This is a genomic window from Flavobacterium sp. OHVDL-2026-0007, from assembly GCF_059882335.1.
The window spans coordinates 3,865,256-3,889,865 of the sequence record NZ_CM187612.1 but is presented as its reverse complement, the minus strand read 5'-3'; the positions used below and the strand labels follow the sequence as shown (position 1 = coordinate 3,889,865).

Annotated in this window: 22 protein-coding genes and 2 tRNA genes; 13 read left to right on the top strand and 11 right to left on the bottom strand. The window is 34.7% G+C overall.

Going from position 1 to position 24,610, the window contains the following annotated elements; translation table 11 throughout:
- Positions 1-108 precede the first annotated feature (108 nt).
- A complete protein-coding gene (locus AC51AA_RS16000) occupies positions 109-642 on the top strand; it encodes a YceI family protein (RefSeq protein WP_500703218.1) in 534 nt (177 codons plus the stop codon).
- A gap of 120 nt (positions 643-762) precedes the next feature.
- Here AC51AA_RS16000 and AC51AA_RS15995 read toward each other — a convergent pair whose 3' ends face one another.
- Entirely contained in the window at positions 763-1,629 is an 867-nt protein-coding gene (locus AC51AA_RS15995; protein WP_500703217.1) for a helix-turn-helix domain-containing protein, read from the bottom strand.
- Between the two features lie 95 nt (positions 1,630-1,724).
- Between AC51AA_RS15995 and AC51AA_RS15990 the strand changes: the two genes are divergently transcribed.
- The 4 genes from AC51AA_RS15990 (at position 1,725) to AC51AA_RS15975 (ending at position 4,159) form a co-directional block, all read left to right on the top strand.
- Positions 1,725-2,087 (top strand): DUF983 domain-containing protein, encoded by a 363-nt coding sequence (locus AC51AA_RS15990; RefSeq protein WP_500703216.1) that lies wholly within the window; start codon positions 1,725-1,727, stop codon positions 2,085-2,087.
- Between the two features lie 72 nt (positions 2,088-2,159).
- Positions 2,160-3,035 (top strand): ACP S-malonyltransferase, encoded by an 876-nt coding sequence (gene fabD, locus AC51AA_RS15985; protein WP_500703215.1) that lies wholly within the window; start codon positions 2,160-2,162, stop codon positions 3,033-3,035.
- Positions 3,036-3,193: 158 nt separating this feature from the next.
- Complete coding sequence (locus AC51AA_RS15980) at positions 3,194-3,520, top strand: LytR/AlgR family response regulator transcription factor (protein WP_500703214.1); 327 nt, start codon at positions 3,194-3,196, stop codon at positions 3,518-3,520.
- A 144-nt stretch (positions 3,521-3,664) separates the two neighbouring features.
- Entirely contained in the window at positions 3,665-4,159 is a 495-nt protein-coding gene (locus AC51AA_RS15975; RefSeq protein WP_500703213.1) for a hypothetical protein, read from the top strand.
- 331 nt (positions 4,160-4,490) lie between these two features.
- Here AC51AA_RS15975 and galE read toward each other — a convergent pair whose 3' ends face one another.
- Both galE and AC51AA_RS15965 read right to left on the bottom strand, forming a co-directional pair.
- Positions 4,491-5,504 carry a UDP-glucose 4-epimerase GalE gene (galE, locus tag AC51AA_RS15970; protein ID WP_500703212.1) on the bottom strand — a complete coding sequence of 338 codons (1,014 nt, stop codon included), beginning with the start codon at positions 5,502-5,504 and terminating at the stop codon, positions 4,491-4,493.
- A 40-nt stretch (positions 5,505-5,544) separates the two neighbouring features.
- The gene (locus AC51AA_RS15965) at positions 5,545-6,678 is read right to left on the bottom strand and encodes a DegT/DnrJ/EryC1/StrS family aminotransferase (RefSeq protein WP_500703211.1); all 1,134 of its coding nucleotides are present in this window, start codon (positions 6,676-6,678) and stop codon (positions 5,545-5,547) included.
- A gap of 136 nt (positions 6,679-6,814) precedes the next feature.
- On the opposite strand from AC51AA_RS15965, the gene AC51AA_RS15960 reads away from it, so the two are divergent.
- Positions 6,815-8,053: a 3-deoxy-D-manno-octulosonic acid transferase gene (locus AC51AA_RS15960; protein WP_500703210.1), complete on the top strand. Its 1,239-nt coding sequence runs from the start codon at positions 6,815-6,817 to the stop codon at positions 8,051-8,053.
- A 340-nt stretch (positions 8,054-8,393) separates the two neighbouring features.
- Positions 8,394-8,618: a PG1828 family lipoprotein gene (locus AC51AA_RS15955; RefSeq protein WP_500703209.1), complete on the top strand. Its 225-nt coding sequence runs from the start codon at positions 8,394-8,396 to the stop codon at positions 8,616-8,618.
- Between the two features lie 151 nt (positions 8,619-8,769).
- Here the strand turns inward: AC51AA_RS15955 and AC51AA_RS15950 are convergent, their stop codons facing one another.
- The 4 genes from AC51AA_RS15950 to mutS all read right to left on the bottom strand — a co-directional run bounded on the left by AC51AA_RS15950 (position 8,770) and on the right by mutS (position 12,220).
- Complete coding sequence (locus tag AC51AA_RS15950; RefSeq protein ID WP_500703208.1) at positions 8,770-9,156, bottom strand: DUF1508 domain-containing protein; 387 nt, start codon at positions 9,154-9,156, stop codon at positions 8,770-8,772.
- A 134-nt stretch (positions 9,157-9,290) separates the two neighbouring features.
- Positions 9,291-9,376, bottom strand: a tRNA-Leu gene (locus AC51AA_RS15945).
- Positions 9,377-9,390: 14 nt separating this feature from the next.
- Positions 9,391-9,463, bottom strand: a tRNA-Gly gene (locus tag AC51AA_RS15940).
- Positions 9,464-9,613: 150 nt separating this feature from the next.
- A complete protein-coding gene (gene mutS / locus AC51AA_RS15935; RefSeq protein WP_500703207.1) occupies positions 9,614-12,220 on the bottom strand; it encodes a DNA mismatch repair protein MutS in 2,607 nt (868 codons plus the stop codon).
- 159 nt (positions 12,221-12,379) lie between these two features.
- On the opposite strand from mutS, the gene AC51AA_RS15930 reads away from it, so the two are divergent.
- From AC51AA_RS15930 to AC51AA_RS15920, 3 genes are all read left to right on the top strand, one after another.
- Positions 12,380-12,817, top strand: coding sequence for a DUF1573 domain-containing protein (locus AC51AA_RS15930; protein WP_500703206.1), 438 nt, complete (start codon positions 12,380-12,382; stop codon positions 12,815-12,817).
- A gap of 76 nt (positions 12,818-12,893) precedes the next feature.
- Entirely contained in the window at positions 12,894-13,436 is a 543-nt protein-coding gene (locus AC51AA_RS15925) for an RNA methyltransferase (protein WP_500703205.1), read from the top strand.
- Positions 13,437-13,468: 32 nt separating this feature from the next.
- Positions 13,469-13,819 (top strand): MmcQ/YjbR family DNA-binding protein, encoded by a 351-nt coding sequence (locus AC51AA_RS15920; protein WP_500703204.1) that lies wholly within the window; start codon positions 13,469-13,471, stop codon positions 13,817-13,819.
- Positions 13,820-13,834: 15 nt separating this feature from the next.
- On the opposite strand, the gene folK is transcribed toward AC51AA_RS15920, so the two are convergent.
- Positions 13,835-14,968, bottom strand: coding sequence for a 2-amino-4-hydroxy-6-hydroxymethyldihydropteridine diphosphokinase (gene folK / locus AC51AA_RS15915; RefSeq protein WP_500703203.1), 1,134 nt, complete (start codon positions 14,966-14,968; stop codon positions 13,835-13,837).
- Positions 14,969-15,026: 58 nt separating this feature from the next.
- Positions 15,027-16,217: a peptidase associated/transthyretin-like domain-containing protein gene (locus AC51AA_RS15910; RefSeq protein WP_500703202.1), complete on the bottom strand. Its 1,191-nt coding sequence runs from the start codon at positions 16,215-16,217 to the stop codon at positions 15,027-15,029.
- 203 nt (positions 16,218-16,420) lie between these two features.
- On the opposite strand from AC51AA_RS15910, the gene sppA reads away from it, so the two are divergent.
- From sppA to AC51AA_RS15895, 3 genes are all read left to right on the top strand, one after another.
- Positions 16,421-18,178: a signal peptide peptidase SppA gene (sppA, locus tag AC51AA_RS15905; RefSeq protein ID WP_500703201.1), complete on the top strand. Its 1,758-nt coding sequence runs from the start codon at positions 16,421-16,423 to the stop codon at positions 18,176-18,178.
- Positions 18,179-18,192: 14 nt separating this feature from the next.
- Positions 18,193-19,143 carry an alpha/beta hydrolase gene (locus AC51AA_RS15900; RefSeq protein WP_500703200.1) on the top strand — a complete coding sequence of 317 codons (951 nt, stop codon included), beginning with the start codon at positions 18,193-18,195 and terminating at the stop codon, positions 19,141-19,143.
- Between the two features lie 659 nt (positions 19,144-19,802).
- Entirely contained in the window at positions 19,803-22,397 is a 2,595-nt protein-coding gene (locus tag AC51AA_RS15895; RefSeq protein ID WP_500703199.1) for an AsmA family protein, read from the top strand.
- Positions 22,398-22,464: 67 nt separating this feature from the next.
- Here AC51AA_RS15895 and AC51AA_RS15890 read toward each other — a convergent pair whose 3' ends face one another.
- Together AC51AA_RS15890 and AC51AA_RS15885 are read right to left on the bottom strand one after the other, a co-directional pair.
- Positions 22,465-23,544, bottom strand: coding sequence for a glycosyltransferase family 9 protein (locus AC51AA_RS15890; RefSeq protein ID WP_500703198.1), 1,080 nt, complete (start codon positions 23,542-23,544; stop codon positions 22,465-22,467).
- A gap of 241 nt (positions 23,545-23,785) precedes the next feature.
- Entirely contained in the window at positions 23,786-24,580 is a 795-nt protein-coding gene (locus AC51AA_RS15885) for a DUF2797 domain-containing protein (protein ID WP_500703197.1), read from the bottom strand.
- Positions 24,581-24,610: the final 30 nt, after the last annotated feature.

The window sequence follows — 24,610 nt, the reverse complement described above, 5'->3', positions numbered from 1 at the left end:
AATACCTTATCCACTTTTTTCTTAATCTAGGTTAAGTGTGTTTCCACTGGTACCAACGTAACTTTGTCCTATCAAAATGAAATTATTATTATAAAAAAAAATAAAATTATGGCAACTACAAAATGGTCTATCGACCCAACACACTCAGAAATTGGTTTCAAAGTTAAACACATGATGTTTACAAATGTTTCAGGAAAATTTGGAGCTTACGATGCTAGCATCACTACAGAAGGAAATGATTTCGAAAATGCAGCTATCGAATTTTCAGGAGATATTGCTTCTATTGATACCGCAAATGCAGATCGAGATAATCACTTAAAAAGTGCTGATTTTTTTGATGCTGACAACAATCCGAAATTAACTTTTAAGGCGTCTTCTTTTCAAAAAATTGATGATAGTGGTTACGAATTAGCTGGAGATTTAAACATTAAAGGCGTTTCAAAAGCAGTAAAATTTCCAGTAGAATTTAGCGGAATCATGACTGATCCTTGGGGAAACACAAAAGTAGGCTTAAGCATAGAAGGTAAAATCAATCGTAAAGATTGGGGATTAAACTGGAACTCAGCTCTAGAAACTGGCGGTGTTTTAGTTGGAGAGGAAGTTCGTTTGAACATTGAATTACAGTTTTCAAAACAAGCTTAATCTCATCCTTCCTTATTTAATTTGGTTGAGGACAAACCCTGTACTTTGTAAACAAAGTATAGGGTTTTCTTTTTTTAGCGCTAAACAAGCTCTTAATCAAGAAAATAAAAAACAAATCCATTAATGAACACTACTCGTTCGAAACTCTGTTGGTGAAAATCCAGTTTGCCTTTTAAAAACCCTAGAAAAATAAGAGTAATCGTCATAGCCAACAGCGAAAGCTATTTCACTTACCGCCAGTTGCTTGTCCATCAACATTCGCTTAATTTCCAGGATTACACGATCCATAATCACTTCTGTAGCCGTTTTTTCTAAAATCTCTTTGCAAATTCGATTCAAATGCTTTAACGTAATATGTAACTCTTGAGCATAAAACGAGGGTGCTTTCTCTTTTTTAAAAAATTTCTCTAACAGCATCTCAAAAGCACTAATCTTCACATTATAAGAATGCGTCTGATGGGAATAGGTCAGACTATATTTTCGCGCAATCTCGATATGAAGACAATCTAATAAATTTAGCATTTTATCCAATTGCATTTTATTAGGAAATCCATTCTCTTGAATAAGCAATTTAAAATAAGGCAAAATCATAGGCAGTTCTTCAGTTTCAAAAACTATTTCAGGCCGATTATGAATAGAATGATAAAAGTTATAATCGTTAATTTTCTTTTGCCCAAAATATAAATTGTAAAGCTCTTGAGAAAAAATAATCACATAACCCTCTACATCTTCAGACAAACTCCAATGATGCATCTGTCCGGGTTGCAAAACAAACAAACTCCCTCTCTTGATCTCGAATCGATCAAAATCAACTTCATGAATTCCAGAACCATTTGTAAAAAAAACCATTAAATACGAATCATGACGATGTGGTTCTTCAACAAAACTGTGGCTTTTTAAATGTTCTTTAAACGTATTGACATAAAAATCCCGATGAATATCATTACAACTAAAACTCTGAACACTATAAACAGGATACTTTTTCATAACAAATGTCTTTATTGTGCTACAACTAGCGAAGATATAAAAATAGATTTAATTGAATCTAAAATACCTTTGTATAAATAAAAAACAACAACATCATGTCCAATACACTAGTCCATATTTTGAAAAACGAATGTCCTAATTGTCATAAAGGAAAAGTGTTTAAAGATAAAAACATATTCCTGAATTTCGGTTTCCCAAAAATGAATCAGTATTGCAGTCATTGCCATAATAAATTTGAAAAAGAACCTGGTTATTTCTTTGGCGCCATGTATGTAAATTATGGACTAACTGTAGCTCAAGGTATTGCCACCTATTGTATTGCACAATTTTTCTTTGAACAAACATTTGATTTAAGAATCATTCCCATTATAGCTGTTGTCATAATTTCCTTGTCTTTTTTCAATCTAAGATTTTCAAGATTATTATGGATTTATATGTTTAAGAATTATTCGAGCTAAAAAAGTACTATTTTTGCCTTTCAATTGAAACTAATTTTCAATTCAAAAAAATTCAATCTTTAAATTAGACAAATGAAAGCATACGTATTTCCAGGTCAAGGTGCACAGTTCACAGGAATGGGCAAAGACTTATATGAAAGTTCGGCTTTAGCCAAAGAATTATTCGAAAAAGCTAATGAAATTTTAGGTTTCAGAATTACCGATATTATGTTTGAAGGCACTGCTGAGGAACTAAAAGAAACTAAAGTAACACAACCAGCTGTTTTTTTACATTCCGTTATCTTAGCCAAAACTTTAGGCGAAGACTTTAAGCCAGAAATGGTTGCAGGACACTCTTTAGGCGAATTTTCAGCATTAGTTGCTAACGGATCTTTATCTTTTGAAGACGGATTAAAATTAGTTTCCCAACGTGCTTTAGCTATGCAAAAAGCATGCGAAATCACACCTTCAACAATGGCTGCCGTTTTAGGTCTAGCAGACAATATAGTGGAAGAAGTTTGTGCTTCAATTGACGGAGTTGTTGTAGCTGCAAACTACAACTGCCCAGGACAATTAGTAATCTCAGGAGAAACGACTGCAGTTGAAAAAGCTTGTGAAGCGATGAAGGCCGCAGGAGCAAAACGTGCGCTAATTTTACCAGTTGGTGGCGCTTTTCACTCACCAATGATGGAGCCTGCTAGAGAAGAGTTAGCAGCAGCTATTGAAGCAACTACTTTCTCTACTCCTATCTGCCCAGTTTATCAAAATGTAACCGCAACTGCCGTTTCTGATGCAAACGAAATCAAAAAGAACTTAATTATTCAATTGACTGCTCCAGTAAAATGGACTCAATCTGTACAACAAATGATCACTGACGGTGCTACTTTGTTTACTGAAGTGGGACCAGGAAAAGTATTAGCTGGTTTAATCAATAAAATCAACAAAGAAGCTGTTACAGCGAATGCATAATTTTTAGTCTTCAGTCGAACTCGTTTTTTTTCGACTGAGAATCTTCTCAAACAAAAATCCTCATGAACAGATTATATCGTTTATGAGGATTTTTCATTACAACTACTTAAATTTACTTAAGAATCTCAATTCTCCTAAAAAAAATAAGAGTAACAGTTATGAAAGATGAAAAATTTACATTCATAAAAACGGACAAAAAAATCATAAAACTTCCTTTTGATTCTATAGCAGTAATTAAAGGCTTAGGCAATTATGTTCAGATTATAACAACTGAAAACATAAAACACACCTATTACAAATCATTAAAAGAGCTAATTGATAATCTCCCTGATGAATTCATGAGAGTCCACAACTCTTTTATTGTCAATCTTACTAATATTGACAGCATTGAAAACAATCATATTATAATAGGGCAAAATAAAATAACAATTGGCAAAACTTACAAAGATTGCCTAACAAAGGCAATCTTTAAATTCACCCTATAGTTGTCAACATAAAAAAAGAATGCCTGCGTATATTATTTACTCAACTCTGTATAAAAAAGTTTCATGTGCTCTTTAAGATGATTCTATTTGTGTGAACTTAAAAAATCCACAATGCTTAGATCAATTTTAAAAATCACATTAATTATGAGTATAAATACAAACCTATCGAGCGCACAGGACAGTCAATATCCCTTCAAAAAAGACATCATATCAATTGATGGCATCATAAAAGCTTCGTACGAAGTTGTTTCTGGAAATATGGGAGAAAAAAGGCAATGGAAAAGAGATCTTTCACTTCACAATTCAAATGCAATTTATTGTTTTCCAACTGCAGATTCAGAAGGCAAAATAAAACAGACCATTATGTCCATTAATGATTTCCATAAACTAACGGACGACATGGTATTAGAAACCGCTTTTTACGAGAATGAAATCAATAGAGAAGTGCAAATATTTGGAAACATTGCTCATGTATGGAGTACCTACGAAACTAGATTGCTAAAGAATGGTCCCGTTGTCCGAAGAGGAATCAACAGTATCCAACTCTATTTTGATGAAAAAAGATGGTGGATTATATCCTGGACATTTGACAAAGAGAGTCATTCACAAAAAATCCCACCTACTTTTGATCGCCACTAATTAACTTAATGAATATCTTGTTATTCTTTTAGACCTCTCAGTTTAAATTTCTCAGGAGTCAATCCTTTTGCAAATTCAACATTAAAATCAAAAGTATCGCGATCTACCCCCTTTTAAATTTTGATTTTTAAACGTCATACTCCGTTAGTTGCTTTTCAGCTTTGTTCCATTTGCTATTTCTCCTCTTTGAATCCACAATTTCTCAATTTTCAAGATTACCAATTCAAATAAAAAATCCCAAATAATCATAAAGATCATCTGGGATTATCATTCTTATTACACAAGACGCTATTGGCCTTCTCTACTCAAGACTTCGACTACAACTAGAAAATTAAGAACGAATTTTTTGTTCCCATTTCCAAGCACTAGCCATTGCTTCGTCTAAGCTCAACTCCGCTTTCCAACCTAAAACATTGTTTGCCTTATCTGTATTAGCATAAGCCTCTGTAATATCACCTTCACGACGAGGCATAATTTTATACGGTAATTTTTTATCACTTACTTTTTCAAAACTATTAATTACCTCTAAAACTGAGCTTCCTTTTCCAGTTCCTAAATTAAATGTTTCTACTTTTTGTAGATTCTTTTTATTTAAAAGACGTTGTAAGGCAATCACGTGGGCTTTAGCCAAATCAACCACATGGATATAATCACGAACGGCCGTTCCATCAGGAGTTGGATAATCATCTCCAAAAACCGACAATTCTTTGCGTAATCCTACTCCTGTTTGCGTAATAAATGGCACCAAGTTCTGAGGAACCCCTATTGGTAATTCTCCAATTTCATTTGTCGAATGCGCTCCAACTGGATTAAAATAACGCAATAAAATTGCACTAATATTAGTCACTTTTGCAGTGTCAATAATGATTTCTTCTCCGATTTTCTTAGTATTTCCGTATGGAGACATCGGCTGTTGTACAGGAGCATCTTCTGTAATTGGCATTTTTTCAGCTTGACCGTAAACGGTACAAGACGAACTAAAAATAAAACTTGCCTCAGGCTTTTGCTGTAATTCCTGTAAAAGATAAACTAAGCTACCAATATTGTTTTCATAATACAACAATGGATTCTCTACACTTTCACCAACCGCTTTAGAAGCTGCAAAATGAATTACGCCCGATACATCATTATGTTTATTAAAGAAATTCTGAACTGCAGCTTTCTCTCTTAAATCTAATTTTTCAAACAAAGGTGTTTTTCCTGTAATGGCTGTAATCCCTTTTAAAACGTCTTCTGTAGAATTCGAAAGATTATCAATTATCACGACTTCAAAGCCTTCATTTTGCAATTCGACTACAGTGTGTGAACCAATAAATCCTAATCCTCCTGTTACTAATACTTTCATTCTGTGGTTGTTTTGTGTTGTTTATTTGGTTAATTTATCACTATTTATTTAAAAATTCAAGAACTGAATCTGTAATAAATTTAATTTGCTCGTCATCTAATTCGGTATGCATTGGCAAAGCAATTACTTCTTTTACTAATTGATTTGTAACTGGAAATTGCTCTTCTTTATAGCGAGAATCTACATATGCTTTTTGTAAATGCAATGGAATTGGATAATAAATAGCACAAGGAATTGCTTTATTCAACAAATGCTGCATTAAAGCATCTCTGTCCGCATTTATAATTCTCAGTACATACTGATGAAAAACGTGATCATTTTGACTTGCATCAAAATTTGGCGTAATAATATGTGCATTTCCTTCAAAAGCTGCATTGTATTTAGTAGCTGCTGAACGACGCGCCGCATTATAAGTATCTAATAAAGGTAATTTTGCATTTAAAACCCCAGCTTGAATACTATCCAAACGAGAATTCACTCCTACTACATCATGATGATAACGTTCGTACATTCCATGATTTACAACTCCGCGTATGATATGCGCCAATTGATCATCGTTAGTAAAAATCGCTCCACCATCACCGTAACAACCTAAGTTTTTAGACGGGAAAAATGAAGTTGCCGCAACATGACCAATTACCCCTACTTTACTTTTTGTTCCAGATTTAGAAATATAATCCGCTCCTATTGCTTGAGCATTATCTTCGATAACATATAAATTATGCTCAGCTGCTATTTCCATAATCGCATCCATATTGGCCGCACGACCAAATAAATGAACCGGAACAATAGCTTTTGTTTTTGGTGTAATGGCTTTTTTAATGGCTTCAATGTCAATGTTCATATTAACCATATCAACATCAACCAAAACAGGCGTTAGTTGCAACAACGCAATCACTTCTACTGTAGCAGCAAAAGTAAAATCAGCAGTAATAACCTCATCTCCTGGCTTTAAACCTAAACCCATCATCGCAATCTGCAACGCATCTGTTCCATTTGCACATGGAATCACATGTTTGGCTCCTAAATAATCTTCAAGACCTTTCTGAAACTGATGAACCAATGGCCCATTTATATAAGTATTTGTATCTAAAACCTCTTGAATCGAAGCATCAACAGTCGCTTTTATTTTCTCGTATTGACTCTTTAAGTCAACCATTTGAATTTTTTTCATTTGCATTATTTATTTAAAACTAAAGATTTGATTTTTAAACCCAATCTTTAAAACGAAGAACAAAAATAGTTATTTAATACCTTCAAACCAATGAAAATAATCGAAAGAAACGTATTTTAGCCACAAAATCAAACACATGCTTTTTCTATACAATTTAGTCCTATCTATTGCCGGTTTTATTCTAAAAATTGTCGCCATTTTTAGTCCAAAAATTAAGCTTTTTGTTGAAGGACGAAAAAATGTTTTTACCCTTTTACAAGAAAAAATAAAACCAACAGACAAAACCATCTGGTTTCACTCAGCCTCCTTAGGAGAATACGAACAAGGACTTCCTGTAATTGAAAAAATTAAAGAAAAATACCCTTCACATAAAATCATCGTTACTTTTTTCTCACCTTCAGGTTATGAAGTTCGCAAAAACAATACCGTTGCTGATGTTACCTTATACTTACCACTTGACACAAAGAGCAATGCCAAGCAATTTTTAAAATTAGCCCATCCTGAATTGGCCTTTTTCATCAAGTATGAATTTTGGCTGAATTACTTAAAAGAACTAGAAACAACTAAAACACCCACCTATCTAATTTCAGGAATCTTTAGAGACAATCAAATGTTCTTTAAATGGTATGGTGGCTTTTACCGAAACGCTCTAAAGGCTTTCACTTATTTTTTTGTTCAAAATGAAAAATCAAAAGAAAAAATCAATGCCATAGGTTTTACCAATGTTATCGTCTCCGGAGACACTCGCTTTGATCGTGTAGCCGCTATTTTAGAAAGAGACAACAGCCTTGATTTTATTGAAAAATTCAAAAACGATACGCCTACCATAGTAATAGGTAGCTCTTGGCCAAAAGACGAGGCCTTATTAGCCGACTATATAAATCAGGCAGCAGAAAATGTAAAATTTATTATTGCTCCCCACAACATAAAGGCAGATCAAATTTCAAGCCTACAAGCACAACTAACAAAACCAACCATACTATACTCTCAAAAAGACACGGTCGATCTATCCCATTATAAGGTCTTTATAATTGACACCGTAGGCTTGCTTACTAAAATTTACAGCTACGGAACTATTGCCTACGTGGGAGGTGGTTTTGGAAACCCAGGCATCCACAATATCCTAGAACCAGCCACCTTTGGAATCCCTATTCTAATTGGCCCTAATTACACTAATTTTGCCGAAGCCGTTCTTTTAGTAGAATTAGGCGGTTGTATCGTCATTTCGAATAGCGATGAACTCAAACAAAATTTCGATCGCTTATTAACCAATGAAAACATTCTAAAGGAAAAAAGCCAAATCTGCAAGTCATACATCCAAAACAACAAAGGAGCCACAACTAGCATCATGAAAATCGTTTCTAAAGCATCATAAAATCATAATACCTTATTTCAAGAACTTTCTTGATTAAAAAAAACCTTCAAGCCACTCATTTTACCTATTGCTGGCTAAACAATAATCATTCAAAAACAAAACAAACCGCAAACAAGAGAAACAAAACAGCCAATTCTCTTATAAAATATGCAACAAAAAATAATTTTCACTCAAAATACAACAATATAACAAACTTTTATCATTCTGGCATATTCTTTGATAATTAAGATAATCGTGAGCGATGAAAATATTTTAAAAAAAAAATAAAAAAATATTTTACATATTAAAAAATTTATATCTTTGCCACGAATTAATAATTAACCTTTTATAATAAAGTAAGATGAAAAAAGTATTTTTAAGTTTAGCTGTTGTTGCTGTTTTAACTGTTGTATCTTGTAAAAAAGCTGACGCTGCAGCTACTGAAGCTGTAGATTCTACTGCTGTTGCTGTTGATTCTGCTGCTACTGCTGTTGATTCTGCTGCTGCAACTATCGACTCTGCTGCAACTAAAATTGACTCTGCTGCTGCTAAAGTAGAAGAAGCTGCTAAAGAAGTAAAAAAATAATTAGAACTCAATTCTAAAGATTTTAAAACCATCCATTGTGATGGTTTTTTTTATGCTTAAAATTAAACTAAAGCATAAATGAGAACAAACAAAAAAAGCGTTTTGAAATTCAAAACGCTTTTTTTTATTATCACCTCTTTTTTTTCCTGTACTATAATTCCACAGCCTCCTCTTCCATCACTTCCTCTTCCTCATCTTCAAAAATCGATTCACTTGACGAGAAGTCTAATGTTTCCGATTTCACACCATAGGTCACTATCTCTTTAATCCCTTTCTGCAAAAGCAACTCAGTAGTGTACTTACGACTCGTTGCAAAATGAAGCTCTCCCAACATCAATTTAAAAAAATACTTACCTCCAGAGCCTTTAAATTTCAAAAACCTAGCTAAGTCAATCTTCTGCTTAAACTGCTCTATATCCTCTTCGCATTCAAACTTCAATTCATAACTCAAACTAGTAAATATCACCTTACCCTTTCTAGATGTAAATACAAATTTATACTCATCATTAAACCTTTTACTAATTACAAAAGCCCCCATTTAAATTTTTAGATTTTTTTTAGATTGTTAATTCCAGACCAAAGCTGCCCCACTTAAACCACACACCTCAGCGCAGCGCAGCAAACCATGAGTTTACTCCATAAAAAAAGCCTCTTCAAAAGAAGAGGCTTTAGTACTCAGAGCGGGACTTGAACCCGCACGAACATTGCTGTTCACTGGATTTTAAGTCCAGCGTGTCTACCAATTTCACCATCCGAGCGTTATATGACAGTGAGCGAAAAACGGGGCTCGAACCCGCGACCTCGACCTTGGCAAGGTCGCGCTCTACCAACTGAGCTATTTTCGCGTTTCAATTTCTTGTAAGAACTACAATACTTGACTTGTTCTGTATTGCGAGTGCAAATTTAAGACATTTATCCAGTTATACAAGTGTTTTTTGAAATTTTTTTCCGTTTATTTTCTAATCTTCTGATAACCTAATTGTTAAATATAAAAATTATTTTCTCACTAACATCCTTTTAATCTCATTGAGCTTCATCAGTGCTTCAACAGGAGTAATCGCATTGATATCAAGACTCAAAATCTCTTCTTTTATCTCCTCTAACAAAGGATCATCCAAATTAAAGAAACTCATTTGCATTTCATCACTAGCAGCCTTTACTCCATTGAGAGCATCACTGGAATGATTCTTCTCCAGTTTCTTCAACAACTTCTGTGCTTTCAAAATTACGGTCTGTGGCATTCCAGCCATTTTCGCCACATGAATTCCAAAACTATGTGCACTCCCCCCCTTTACCAGCTTACGAATAAAAAGAACAGTATCCTTTAATTCTTTTACCGCTACATTATAATTCTGTATCCTCGGCAACGAATCCGTCATTTCATTCAATTCGTGATAATGCGTCGCAAATAAGGTTTTTGGCTTTGATGGGTGTTCATGCAAAAATTCTGCTATAGCCCAAGCAATAGAAATTCCATCATATGTACTGGTCCCTCTTCCGATTTCATCTAGCAACACCAAGCTTCTGTCTGATATATTATTCAAAATCGAAGCCGTCTCATTCATTTCCACCATAAAAGTAGACTCTCCCATCGAAATATTATCGGAAGCCCCTACTCGGGTAAATATCTTATCTACGATTCCCATTCTAACACTATCCGCCGGAACAAAGCTTCCCATTTGAGCCAATAGCACAATTAAAGCCGTTTGTCTCAAAATAGCTGACTTACCCGACATATTGGGTCCTGTAATCATAATGATTTGCTGTGTTTCCCTATCTAAGAAAACATCATTAGCAATATAAGGAGTCCCCACTGGCAATTGCTTTTCAATTACAGGATGCCTTCCGTTTTTAATCTCTAACTCAAAAGTCTCATCTATTTCTGGGCAAACATATTGATTCTCGATAGCCAACTGTGTAAAGGAACACAAACAATCCAACTGAGCCACCAAATTAGCATTCATTTGAACCGGCTTAATATAGGTCGCAATCCACATAATCAATTGCTCAAAAAGTTCCGATTCAATTTTATGAATTTTCTCTTCAGCTCCTAAAATCTTCGTTTCATACTCTTTTAACTCTTCGGTAATATAACGTTCTGCATTGACTAAAGTCTGCTTACGAATCCACTCCGCAGGCACCTTGTCTTTATGAGTATTTCGAACTTCAATAAAATAACCAAAGACATTATTGAAGGAGATCTTCAAAGAAGAAATACCCGTTCGCTCAGACTCTCTTTTTTCAATTCCTTCTAGATATTCTTTTCCAGAGGTAGAAATAGCACGCAAATCATCCAACTCTTCACTAATCCCCTTGGCGATAGCATTCCCTTTAGCAATAGCTACAGGCGCATCTTGATTCAAGGTTACCTTTATCTTTTCTCTCAACAAATCACAACTGTGCAAACTATCCCCAATCACTTTTACAGCTACCTGCGGACTTTCAAGTGCCAAGGTTTTAATTGGAATAATAGCATCCAAAGACTCCTTTAAATACACTATTTCACGAGGCGAAACCTTTCCAGTAGCAATTTTAGATATCAAGCGCTCTAAATCAGAAATTTGCTTGATTTGATATTGAATACTCTGTAAAACTTCCGTGTTTGCTTTTAAATAAGAGACAACATCATGTCGGCTTTTAATTTTATCACTATTCTTTAATGGCAAAGCCAACCAACGTTTCAGCAAACGCCCTCCCATTGGCGATAGCGTTCTATCAATAACATCCAAAAGCGTTACAGCATTTGGATTATAACTATGATACAACTCTAGATTCCTAATGGTAAAACGATCCATCCAAACATAAGCATCTTCTGCAATACGCTGAATGGTTGTTATATGTTGTACTTTATTATGTTGTGTTTCTGATAAATAATACAAAATAGCTCCAGAAGCAATAATTCCCTCTTTCAACTCTTCAATACCAAAACCTTTTAAGGAAACCGTTTGGAAATGTTTGGTCAAGGTCTCTACAGCATAATCCTCCTTATAAATCCAATCTTCTAAATAAAAAGTATGGAATCTTTCTCCAAAAGCTGCTTTAAAATCGCCTTTATTATTCTTAGGCACCAATACTTCACTTGGACTAAAATTCTGCAATAATTTATCCACGTACTCTGCATTTCCCTGAGCCGTTAAAAACTCACCAGTAGATACATCCAAAAAGGAAATCCCTATATTTTTATTAGCAAAAGAAACCGCTGCCAAAAAGTTATTCGTTTTAGACTGTAGCACTTCATCGTTTAAAGAAACCCCAGGAGTTACCAGTTCAGTAACACCTCGTTTTACGATTGTTTTGGTCATTTTTGGATCTTCAAGCTGATCGCAAATAGCGACACGAAGCCCAGCTTTAACCAATTTTGGCAAATACGTATTAACAGAATGATGAGGAAAACCTGCCAGGGCAGTCTCCGTCTCAGAACCCGCACCTCTTTTGGTTAATGTTATACCTAGAATTTTTGAAGCTCTAATAGCATCTTCACCAAAGGTTTCATAAAAATCTCCTACTCTGAAAAGCAGACATGCATCAGGATATTTTCTCTTGATTTCGTTGTACTGTTTCATTAAAGGTGTTTCCTTCACCACTTTCTCTTTCGTTGCCAAATTACAATGTTTTTAAATGAAAAATTATGACAGCGAATTTAGAATATTTTAAAGGAATAACGAAGGCCTCAAAAATTAAAATATTTTAAGCTATTTTTAAGTTAAGATTTAAGATTTTTACATAGATTTGTTATCATAAAACACAAAGATTCTAAAACGATGAAAAAAATAATTTTATTCGCTATGTTAGCGATAGTAGGGATTACAGCTTCAAATGCTCAAACTACTAAAAAAGCTGCTACTAAAGCTGCAAAAATTGCAAAAGTTGAAGGAGCTGGAATGGCTTTCGAAACAGAAACTATCGATTACGGAACTATCGCACACAATGCAGACGGAAAACGTGAATTTGTATTTGTAAACAACGGAAACAAACCATTAATCATTACTAATGCACAAGGATCTTGCGGATGTACTGTACCAACAACTCCAAGAGAGCCAATTGCTCCAGGTGCAAAAGGTATTATTGGTGTAAAATATGCTACTGACAGAGTAGGTGCATTTACAAAAACGGTAACTGTTACTTCAAATGCTGCAGGACAACCAACAAAAGTACTTACTATTAAAGGTACCGTTTTACCAGATGCTGCTAAAAGCTAATCTGAAAACAAAATGAAATAAATGAAAAAGCTTCCTTATCTTTGGAAGCTTTTTTTATGACTTGAATGCAACACAAATGAGAAAACTTGAAAATAGCGAGCTAGACCGAAAATCAATTGAAGATTTTAAAAAATCAGACAAAACACCTCTAATTTTAGTATTAGACGACATTCGCAGCTTGCACAATATTGGTTCTGTCTTCAGAACTGCCGATGCTTTTTTGATTGAAAAAATAATTCTATGCGGTATCACGGCCACACCTCCCAATAAAGAAATTCACAAAACAGCGCTTGGCGCAACCGAAACTGTGACTTGGGAACACCACGAAAATGTATTGGAAGTTATTGAGAATCTTAAAAACGAAAACGTACTAACACTTGCCATTGAACAAGTGGAGAGTTCCATTTTCCTTCAAGATTTCAAAGTAACAGAAAATCAAAAATACGCCTTAGTTTTTGGAAATGAAGTTTATGGTGTTGCTCAAGAGGCGGTAGCGATTTGTGATGGCTGCATTGAAATTCCTCAATTAGGCACCAAACACTCCTTAAACATTGCAGTAAGCGCTGGAATTGTTGTTTGGGATTTGTTTCAAAAATTAAACTGGCCAAAAAACCTTTAAAAAGGTTCTTTTTCATTAAAAGACAACAGCAAATGAACATCGAAACGATTCGGGAAATTTGTCATCAACTGACTGCTACAACAGAGGATATCAAATGGGAGCATGATCTGGTATTTTCAGTAGGTACTAAAATGTTTTGTGTTGTTGGACTTGACCAGACACCAACTTCAGTCTCATTTAAAGTTCCAGAGGAGCAATTTGAAGAAATTAGCAACCAAGTTGGTTTTAAACCCGCCCCCTATACAGCTAGATACCACTGGGTTTTGATCGACGATATTTCGAGACTAAAAAAAACAACATGGGAAAAACACCTTCAACAATCCTATCAACTAGTTCAGGAAAAACTCACTATTAAACTAAGAAAGCAGCTCGGAATACGCTAATTTTTAAAGCTGCTCTTACCTTATTTTTTTCTGAATTTCACTCAGAATAAAAAGATAATCTTCATGCTTCTTTACAAAATCACGATCTGAGACATCAATAATCAAAACATTCAAATCAGTTTGCGATTTTATATATTCTAAATAACCATTATTGATTTTATCCAGATAATCAGCCGAGATGTTCTGCTCGTAATTTCTTCCGCGCTTTTTTATATTCTGTAACAGTCGTGCCGTATTTTGATACAAATAGACATACAAATCAGGCTTTGGCATTTCTTTGTAAATAATATCAAACAAGTTTCGATACAAGCGATATTCGTCTTCTGCAAGTGTAATCTTAGCAAAAATAAGTGATTTGAAAATATGATAATCTGCCACAATGAAATCTTTAAACAAATCAAATTGTGCCAAATCATCCGATAACTGCTGATAACGATCCGCTAGAAAAGACATCTCTAAAGGAAAAGCATAGCGATTCTGATCTTTATAAAACTTGGGTAAAAACGGATTGTCTGCAAACCGCTCCAAAACCGTTTTAGCATTAAAATCTTCCGCAATTTTATGTACTAAAGTCGTTTTTCCGGCACCAATATTTCCTTCAAAAGCAATATAATTGAATTGCTCTAATGGAATCTCCCCTAGTGGCTGCTTTAAATCCTGTACTACAGTACAAACGCTATCATCCTCACTAGTGGCAATTAATTCCCCTATCGATTTTTGAAACAGCGGATGTTTCCAATCCAACTTTAGATCTTGAATCGGAAGTAATACAAAATTTCGATTTTGCATTAAAGGGTGCGGCACTTTAAGCTTATCCGAATCAATAATTTCCTCATCAAAAAGAATCACATCAATATCGATAATCCGAGATTGATACCCTTCTTGATTCGATCGAATTCGTCCTAAAAGTTTTTCTATTTTTAAAACCTGAGTCAGTATTTTTTGAGCAGATAAATTACTGTGCAGCAACAAGGCACAATTATAAAACGCATCGCTTTCAAACCCCCAAGCAGGAGTCTCATATAGTTTTGAAACCTTAATTACGGTCCCCACTTCCTGATGTATTCTCTCGATACAACTTTCGATGTTGGCTAACCGATCTCCTTGGTTACTGCCTATAGATAAAACGACTTGATGCTGTGATTTCATAATAAATGCAAATTAACTAAAACTATTTCAGAAATACCTACATTATTTACACGAAGACTTAGAAGTTTCCAATTACCTCAAAGGTCTCTTTTTTATCTTTGTTCTGGGCGACACGGTTTAAAAAAAACGTTAATTCGCTAGTGAGTGGCAGCTGATTTTGACTGGCCCAAAATTGGGCTGCGTAAGGAAATTTCACTTTAAAAATATCCCTGTCCATGGACAAATTTGAATCTGCTTTTTCAGTCACAAAACTGTTAGTTACAAAGAAATTGGTCGCATAATCATACGACGCTTTTAGTCCATTTTCCTTTCCAAGCAATTCCACTTTTACATTGGAGTTGGCGTGACTCAAATAGTATTTGTTCCCACCCGTACTTTTTTTGTAATTTGATGTTCTTTTAAAACTGATTGTCCTATACTCCACCTTGCCCTCTTTTTGAAAGGGTACTTGATCTGCATCATCATAAAAATCAAAATAGGTTTCTACAATCGCATAATCCGCTTTATTGATTATAAAATATCCACTTGTTTTTTGCTTCATCACATTGGGCTCTTTTTTAACAAAGTTGATTTTAAAATAGTCCCCTGTTACATTTTTCTCTTGAGTAAATTCAAATTCTTCAAGATTTAGATGAATCAACGCATTCAAGTCAAATAACTTTTCGAAACTTTGAAATTGAAAATAAACAAAGTCCGTTTTCTCTGTAATCCCTACTTTTCTCATATTCAAAACTTCGACCGTGCACTTATTATCCGGCTGGCTCTTGGTTTTAAAAATAGCTTTTCGAGAAACCTTCCCATAGATATCCTGAAGTCTAGAAATTTCATCGTTTCGTTTTAAAGTACACCTCAAAAAAAAGCGCTCACTATAGGGCTCTAAAGCATAGTTATCCTTCATTTTCGAATAGGCTTTCTTTAGAATAGCCACTTCCTGTCCAATGACCACTTCATCTAGTGTTATACTGTTGCTTTGCAGAAAAATAGTATCCACATTTTTCACACTTTCAAAACTGATTTTTTTATCCTGATACCCAATTAAGCTAAAATTTATTTCATCTTCATTTGAAATAAAAGAAAACACGCCTTCTTGATTGGTTAACGAATTATCTTTTTCATTGTAGACGTTAACTTTGTCCAAGACCTGTTTGGTTACTTGATCAGCGACCACTTTTTTGACCAACCTATTTTGCGCTCCAGCAATAAATGGCAAAAGGCAAACCATCATTAAAAAAACATTTTTTACTTGCATCTTATCAGCCGTTATATGGGTCAAATATAAAATATTAAGCTCTAAAACAATACTTATCTTACAAAATATCCTATCTTTATTCTGAACGTTATAAAAGGCAAAAATTATATCTATTGATCAAATCGCGCATCGATATTCATTTCTTTTTAGATTATATTTGTAACAAACCAGCCATTTTCGCTACTTATTAAAAAAATGTATTTATGAAATTTCTAGGAAACATTCTATCCACTGTCATCGGTATTTTTGTATTTATTATGGTATTCTTTTTTGGAGCCATACTCATCGGAGCTATTTTTGGCGGCGACGAAACGGTTTCCGTAAAATCGGATTCGGTTATCGAATTAAATCTGAAAGAAATTAAAAATGATTATGCTGGGAAATACAAAGATCCTTGGGTGACTATTTTTTCAGAGCAAAAAGGAATTGGCTTAGTGGATGTCCTCAATGCTATTGAAGCAGCAAAAAAAGATGACAACATCAAAGGAATCTCCATATTAAATGATCAATCTTCACTGGGCTTAGCGCAATATAAAGACCTAAGAAATGCGCTGGAAAGCTTTAAAAAGTCAGGTAAATTTGTTCTGGCCTATGCCAATACCTACTCTCAAAAGGAATACTACTTAAACTCTGTAGCCAATACCATTTATTTAAATCCTGCTGGAGACTTAGATTTCAAGGGACTTTCCTCTGAAATTATGTTTTATAAAGATTTCCAAGATAAATCAGGTATTCATATGGAAGTAATTCGCCATGGAAAATACAAAAGTGCCGTTGAACCCTTTTTAGAAAACAAAATGAGCGATGCCAATAGAGAACAAATGACGGCTCTTTTAAACTCTATTTGGACCACCGTTTCTACCGACATTTCAAAAAGCAGAAATATTCCCGTTGCTAGATTAAACCAAATCGCAAACGGACTCTTAGCCAGAACTCCAGAAATGGCTAAAACAGAACATTTAGTTGATATAGTAGCCTACGAAGATGTTTACCACAATGCCATTAAAAAAGCATTGAAAGTAACAGACGACGAGGATTACAATAAAATTTCGATTTCAGATTATACACAAAATAATATCACTACCGCCTTAACAGAAACTGCTGCCGATCAAATTGCCATTATATATGCCCAAGGTGAAATTGAAAGTGGTGAAGGAGATGTAACGGTCATTGGGGAAGGTTCTATCCGTCGCTCTTTACAAGAGGCTAGAAAAAATGAAGATGTAAAAGCTATTGTACTTAGAATTGACAGCCCAGGTGGAAACGCTTTAACTTCGGATTTAATTTGGAGAGAAATCGAAATTACTAAAAAAACAAAACCTATTGTGGTCTCTATGGGGAACTATGCTGCTTCTGGTGGGTATTATATTGCGTGCAACGCTAACAAAATTTTTGCTGAAAGCAACACCATTACAGGATCAATTGGCGTTTTTGGAATCCTACCTAACTTTAGTCCATTAGCTACTAAATTAGGAATTAATACTGAGCGAGTAAAAACACATGAAAATGCAGCCAATTACAGCCCTTTCATACCGATAGACGAAAAATTTAAAGCCTTTACATTAGAAGGAGTTGAACAGATTTACAACACTTTTGTAACCCATGTTGCCCAAGGAAGAAAAATGACTTTTGCACAAGTAGACGCCATCGCACAAGGAAGAGTTTGGTCTGGAACTCAAGCCTTACAAATTGGCTTAGTCGATAAAATTGGAGGCCTAAATGATGCCATTGCTGAAGCAGCCAAAATAGCCAAAGTAAAAACCTATAGCACACAAAATTATCCAGAATACGACAAAACATTCAATGATATTTTACATAAATTACCTTTTGCACAATCCAAAGAAGCCTTTATAAAAGAAGAAATTGGCGAAGAAAACTATCTTTTAATTGAACAAGTAAAAAAATTGCAAAAACAACAAGGAGTTCAAGCCATAATGCCTTTCGGGATCAATATCAAATAATTCAATTTAGCAAAATGAAAAACGTATTGATCTTGATCAGCCTGTTCTTTGCAACAGTCAGCCAGGCACAAGCTAAAAAACAAATTGGTTTTGAGGAATCTAACGTGATCTTAAAAATCAATATCGACCAGCTCTTTGGTACGCTTACACTTCCAGATAGTCAAAAAAAGTGTCCAGTTGCCCTACTAATTTCGGGTTCAGGCCCTACTGATCGCAACGGAAATAATCCGATGATGAAAAACAATTCCTTAAAAATGCTGGCAGAAGTGTTGGCTAAAAACGGAATTGCGTCATTGCGATATGACAAACGAGGGATTGGCGAGAGTAAAGCCGCTGCCACTACTGAGCACAGTTTAGTATTTGAAAACTATACTGAGGATGCCAAAAGTTGGGTCAACCTACTCAAACAAGACAAGCGCTTTTCGCAATTAATCATTATCGGACATAGTGAAGGATCACTAATTGGCATGATGGCTGGAGCAAAAGCAGATAAATTCATATCTATTGCAGGAGCAGGTGACTCGGCAGATCAAATTCTAAAAGCACAAATAGCATCGAAGTCTAACAAACAAATTGAGGACTTAACTTTCCCCATCATTGATAGTCTAAAAAGTGGGAACACAGTTAAAAAAGTAGATCCCATGCTAAACGCTCTTTTCAGACCTAGCATTCAACCTTATTTGATTTCATGGTTTAAATACAATCCCCAAACAGAAATTAAAAAATTAAACATCCCTATTCTTGTCGTACAAGGAAACAAGGATGTACAAGTAAGCGTAAAGGATGCTAAAAATTTATCCCAGTCCAATTCAAACGCTGAATTATTGATCGTGGACAAAATGAATCATATTATGAAAATTATTGAGGGCGATCAGCAGGCCAATATGGAGAGTTACAACAATGAGACCTTACCCCTCTCTGAAACAATGACCTCAAAAATTGTTTCCTTTATTCAAAAAAAATAAAATCATCGAATAGGAGTCCGCTTGAATTATCACTCAAGCGGATTTTTTATTTAAGAAACCCTTTTCTTAGCATAACACTCTTTTTACATTAAAGAATCGACTTAAAATTAACTCAAGCTTAATTTTTAAATAACACTTTTTACAGGCTATCGTATTTATTTTAGCAAAAAAATAAACACAAAATTGAGCCCTCAAATATCCTCTTCTTCTCTGTTCTTGCCGCGGTACTTTTTGCCGGCAGCAAACAAGTGAAGATACCTTTCATTACAAACATCAGCTGTCGCAAATGAAGCTTTAAAATAGCCGCTCCATGCTCTGCTGTTGTAGTCGAACTGTAAAATGATGGTTCTAACTGAAAAAGAAACAGTCTTTAGGAGTTGGAAACGATCCTTACCAGGATACGGAAACGCTCTGTAACATTAAGAAAGAAAAACACTTTCTGGAGCCCCATAACAAGCTCCACTACGCTATAAAACAATGGTTTCACGCCACACGAATTATTTATTTTTTTTTTGGAATAGCTTGCCCACAATCGAAATCCGATTAACGGCAGGCTATTTTTTATGAAAACTTTACGCAAAAACTACACGATAAAAGTCTATTTTTGCAAGAATAGTACATCTAAACCTTCGTTTTAACCTCTCAAATCTGCATTCGTTATGTTGAAGAAAATTTTAAAAATATCAGCAATTGTTCTTGTGGTCCTTGTTGCTAGCCTTTTTGCTATCCCCTATTTTTTCAAAGATCAAATCAAAGCAAAAATAGCAGAAGCCATCAATAAAAGTGTCGATGCTAAAGTAAGTTTTACCGAGGCCGACTTAAGCCTGTTTAAAAACTTCCCCAATGCTACTGTTGCCATCGAGAAATTGGTCATTATAAACAAAGCGCCCTTTGAAGGAGACACTTTAGTATCGCTTGGCGAACTCAATTTAAAAATGAGCATCAAAGAACTTTTCAAAGGAAAAGAAGAACCTCTAAACATTCAAGGAATTAGTTCTCAAAATGGTTTAATCAATATTATATTTAATGAAGATGGTGTTGGAAACTTCGACATCGCCTTAAAAGACCAAGACAAAACCGCCAAAGACGATAAGAGCAAGCCTCTTTCTTTGAAAATTCAAAATTACAAAGTCGAAAATTTTACTTTCCGATACCTAGATCAACGCTCAAAAATCAAAATGGTTGTGGATAGTTTAAATCATGAAGGAACTGGTGATTTTACCAATTCAAAATTAGACTTAGCTACAAAATCAACTGCCAATGTTTCTTTCGATATCGATAAAATCAATTACATGAAAAATGTAAAACTGACTTTAGATGCCGTATTGGGAATCGATTTAGAACAGAGCAAATATACCTTTAAAGAAAACAAGGCCTTAATTAATCAATTGCCATTAGAATTTGATGGTTTTATTCAGATGGTTGACGCAGGACAGAATTACGATTTGAAATTCAAAACGCCAACCTCATCCTTTACCAATTTCTTAGGCTTAATTCCATCTGTATATGCCGCTAGTTTAAAGGACGTAAAAACAACTGGTGATTTTACTGTAGTGGGTTTTGCAAAAGGACAACTGACAGACACTACCGTGCCAAAATTCAATATTGAGATTGCATCAAATAATGCTTCTTTTCAATACCCTAACTTACCGAAATCCGTTCAGAATATTGTCATCGACACCAAAATCATCAACGAAACTGGGATTTTAAATGACACTTATGTGAATTTAGACAAATTATCTTTTAGAATCGACCAGGATGTTTTCACTGCCAAAGCAAACATTAAAAACATTACCGAAAATCCGTTTGTGAATGCTGCCCTAAAAGGAACAATCAATTTAGCTAATCTTTCGAAAGCGTATCCAATTAAGATAGACAAACCTTTAACCGGAATTTTAAAAGCGGATGTTAGTACACAGTTTGATATGGCTTCAGTTGAAAAAAGCCAATATCAAAACATCAAAAATGCTGGAACAATGAGTTTATCTGGATTTAAGTATACAGATGAAAACAACAAATCAATGAATATCAGCACTGCTTTGGTAGAGTTCAATCCAAGTACCATTAACTTAAAACAATTTAATGCGACCACAGGAAAAAGTGATTTAAGCATTAACGGGGTTCTGGAGAATTTCTACGGATTTATGTTTAAAAAACAAGAACTGAGAGGAAACTTCAACATGAGTTCCAATCAATTAGCTGTAGATGATTTCATGACCGCTGGCGCAGGAGCAACGACAAGCGCCAAAGCGAAACCAACGGAAGCCATGAAAATACCCGCTTTTCTAAATTGCACGCTAAACGCCAAAGCCACTACTGTTTTATATGACAATTTAAAACTAAAAGACGTATCTGGTAAATTGATTGTAAAAGATGAAAAGGCTACTCTAGAGAATTTCAAAACAGCTATTTTTGGTGGAACGATCGCCCTAAATGGTGCAGTTTCTACAAAAACAAAAGTCCCTACCTTTGACATGAATCTAGGCTTTACTCAAGTAGATATTGCCCAAACTTTTACCCAATTGGACATGATGAAAAAGATTGCTCCATTAGCGGGAATCATCAACGGTAAATTGAATTCTAACGTAAAATTGAACGGTAATTTAAATGCCACCGAACTAACCCCTGACCTAAAATCCATTTCAGGAGACTTATTAGGCCAATTACTCTCCTCGACACTAAATGCAAAAAATTCAACTTTACTAAATGCATTAGGTGCTAACCTTAAATTCATCGACGTCAATAAATTGAATTTAAACGACTTAAAAATGGCTTTGAGTTTTGAGAACGGAAAAGTAAATGTTAAGCCATTTGATATCAAATACCAAGACATTAAAGTTACAGTTGGCGGAACTCACGGTTTTGACCAAACGATGAATTATACCCTTAAACTAGATGTTCCAGCGAAGTATTTAGGAACGGAAGCCAATGCTTTTCTAGCTAAAATGTCTCCAGCTGATGCAGCAAAACTTCAAAATATTCCGATAAATGCTATAATTTCAGGTAACTTTTCAAATCCAAAAGTATCCACTGATATGAAAAGCGCTATTTCTAATCTAGCCTCGCAAGTGGCTAATCAGCAAAAAGAAAAACTGACCCAAAAAGGAACTTCAGCACTAACGGATCTCATTAATAAAAACACTAAAGCAAAGGACACTACCAAGGCAGCTGCTACAGAAAAAGAAAAAAACACTCAAGAAGTCACCAAAAAAGCAAGTGATTTATTGAATGGCTTATTTAAAAAGAAAAAATAATCTACATAAAAATGCCCCCAAATTGTGTCTAACATTTTGGGGGCATTTCATTTATAAATTGCCTTTTTTATATCGCCTTTGAAAAGACGGTGCCTTTTGCACTATTCAAGATGGCGTTTATGGCTTTAAAATAATCGTCTTTAGTATAGGAATGAACATCAACCCCTATACTGCAATTGTCATAGGGCTCATATTTCTTTAAGTTTGAAACTGAAAACAATCCAATTGTTGGCGTCTGAACCGCACTTGCCAAATGCATAATGCCACTATCAGCTCCAATAAACAAATCGACATTCGCCATAACCGAACCCATTTCGCGAATATCTTTACTATAAAATGTAGGGGCTAAAAATCCAATTTGAGAGACATTTTCTATCGGTAGTATTTCAATAATATTACAATTTTTATATTCCGTTTTGAGCTGGGTATAAAAATCTTCCCACCAAGTTTCCGACAAACATTTTGCTCCCGTGGCATACGTAAACAAACAGATCGTCCTTTGGTCATTAGGAACCAAGTCGTTTAAAATTTTCTTTCCCTTGGCAATTTCGGATGTAGTTAACCTAAGATCTAAAGGTTTAATTACTTTATTACTTTGAGCAAACCCTAGTTGACTCAAATAATACCGTAGGTTGTAAACTGGATACTTTGCGATATGCTCCGCATCCTCTTTTACCGTTTGAACTCCCTGTACTAAATCTCCAAAAAACTTGTACTTAGCATTAGAAAATTGAACAGCCAAACGTCCTGATGAAGAATTTTGATCAACATTGATCACCATATCATATTTTCGCCTTTTTATAGAGATCCACACTTTAGCGTATTGCACTATACTTTTGAATGGTTTTCTGGGCAAATAAATAATGTTCTCGATGGTATCGTACTGCTGGAAAACAATAGGAGCTAAAGTCCCCTTAACAAATAAGTCTATCTTACAATTGGGAAACATTTCACTGACTTCCTGAACAAGAGGTGTGATTAATAATAAGTTTCCTAACCTTGCATTAGGTCTGCAAATTAATACCCTTTTGATCTCGGTTTTATCCACCAAAACAATATTTTGCCCTGACTTTGCCTTTCCAATATTCTTAGTGATACTGCGCATAAAGCGACGGCGAAAACCATTTATGCTTTTTAAAATTCCCATTTTATAAATAATTTATTGATTGGTGTTCTCCTTTTTAAATTCAAAAAAAACTAAGTTTTTATTTTTCAACAAAACTAAGTTCTCCTCTTATCTAAAATTAAAATCTTCTAATAAATAATCATTATAAAATTGTAATCAAATGTTTCACAATTCAAAGTACAATTAGTTCAAAAACAACTGCACAAATATACTATTTTATTGTAAATCAAAGCCTTAATAATTCGCCAATTCTTTCTATGAACTACACTACGATGTCGACCACATAACCTTCAGAGCCACGAACATTAAAAACGGTACCATTTTCGAATAGTAAATATTGCCCTTTAATCCCTGTCAATTTACCTTTAAAAGAAGGTGATTTATCTAAATTCAAACTATTAACCTTAGCTGGATAACTTAAAACGGGATAGTGCAACTCATACAAATCATTCTTCTGGGCATAAAAATACTCTTGCACTTCTGCCGGAATCAAACTTTCAACCTTTGCTTTTTCAGCAATTAAATCGAATGATTCTGCCGTATTTTGAAGCATTTTTCTCCAATTAGTTTTATCCGCATAATGGTCTTTTAGTGCTACTTCGGTAATACCCGCCAAATAGCGATTAGGCACCTCAACAATAGCGATCGCTTGTGTCGCTCCTTGATCAATCCAACGAGTTGGCACCTGTGTTTTACGCGTCACCCCTACTTTAACTTCACTAGACAAAGCCAAATACACGATATGAGGTTGTAATTGCGCTTGCTGCTCGTAGGCCAAATCTCGATCTTCGATTCCTAAATGTGCTGTACTCAACTCCGGTTTCATAATCCAATCCCCAACAGCTGCACTAGAATAAAAACACTCATAACAAAAACCTTGTCGGTATATTTTTTTCTTTTTACCACAATTCAAACATTGATACCCCACAAAATTAATTTCAATTTCTTTATTTAACAGCTGGTTTACATGGATAAAACTATCTTCAAAAACCAAATAGTATTGAATAGGATCCCCAATTTCAGTTTGCATTTTTGTAAGTACGCCTTGATATGTCATTGTCTTTTAGATTGCTTATTTAAGTGATTA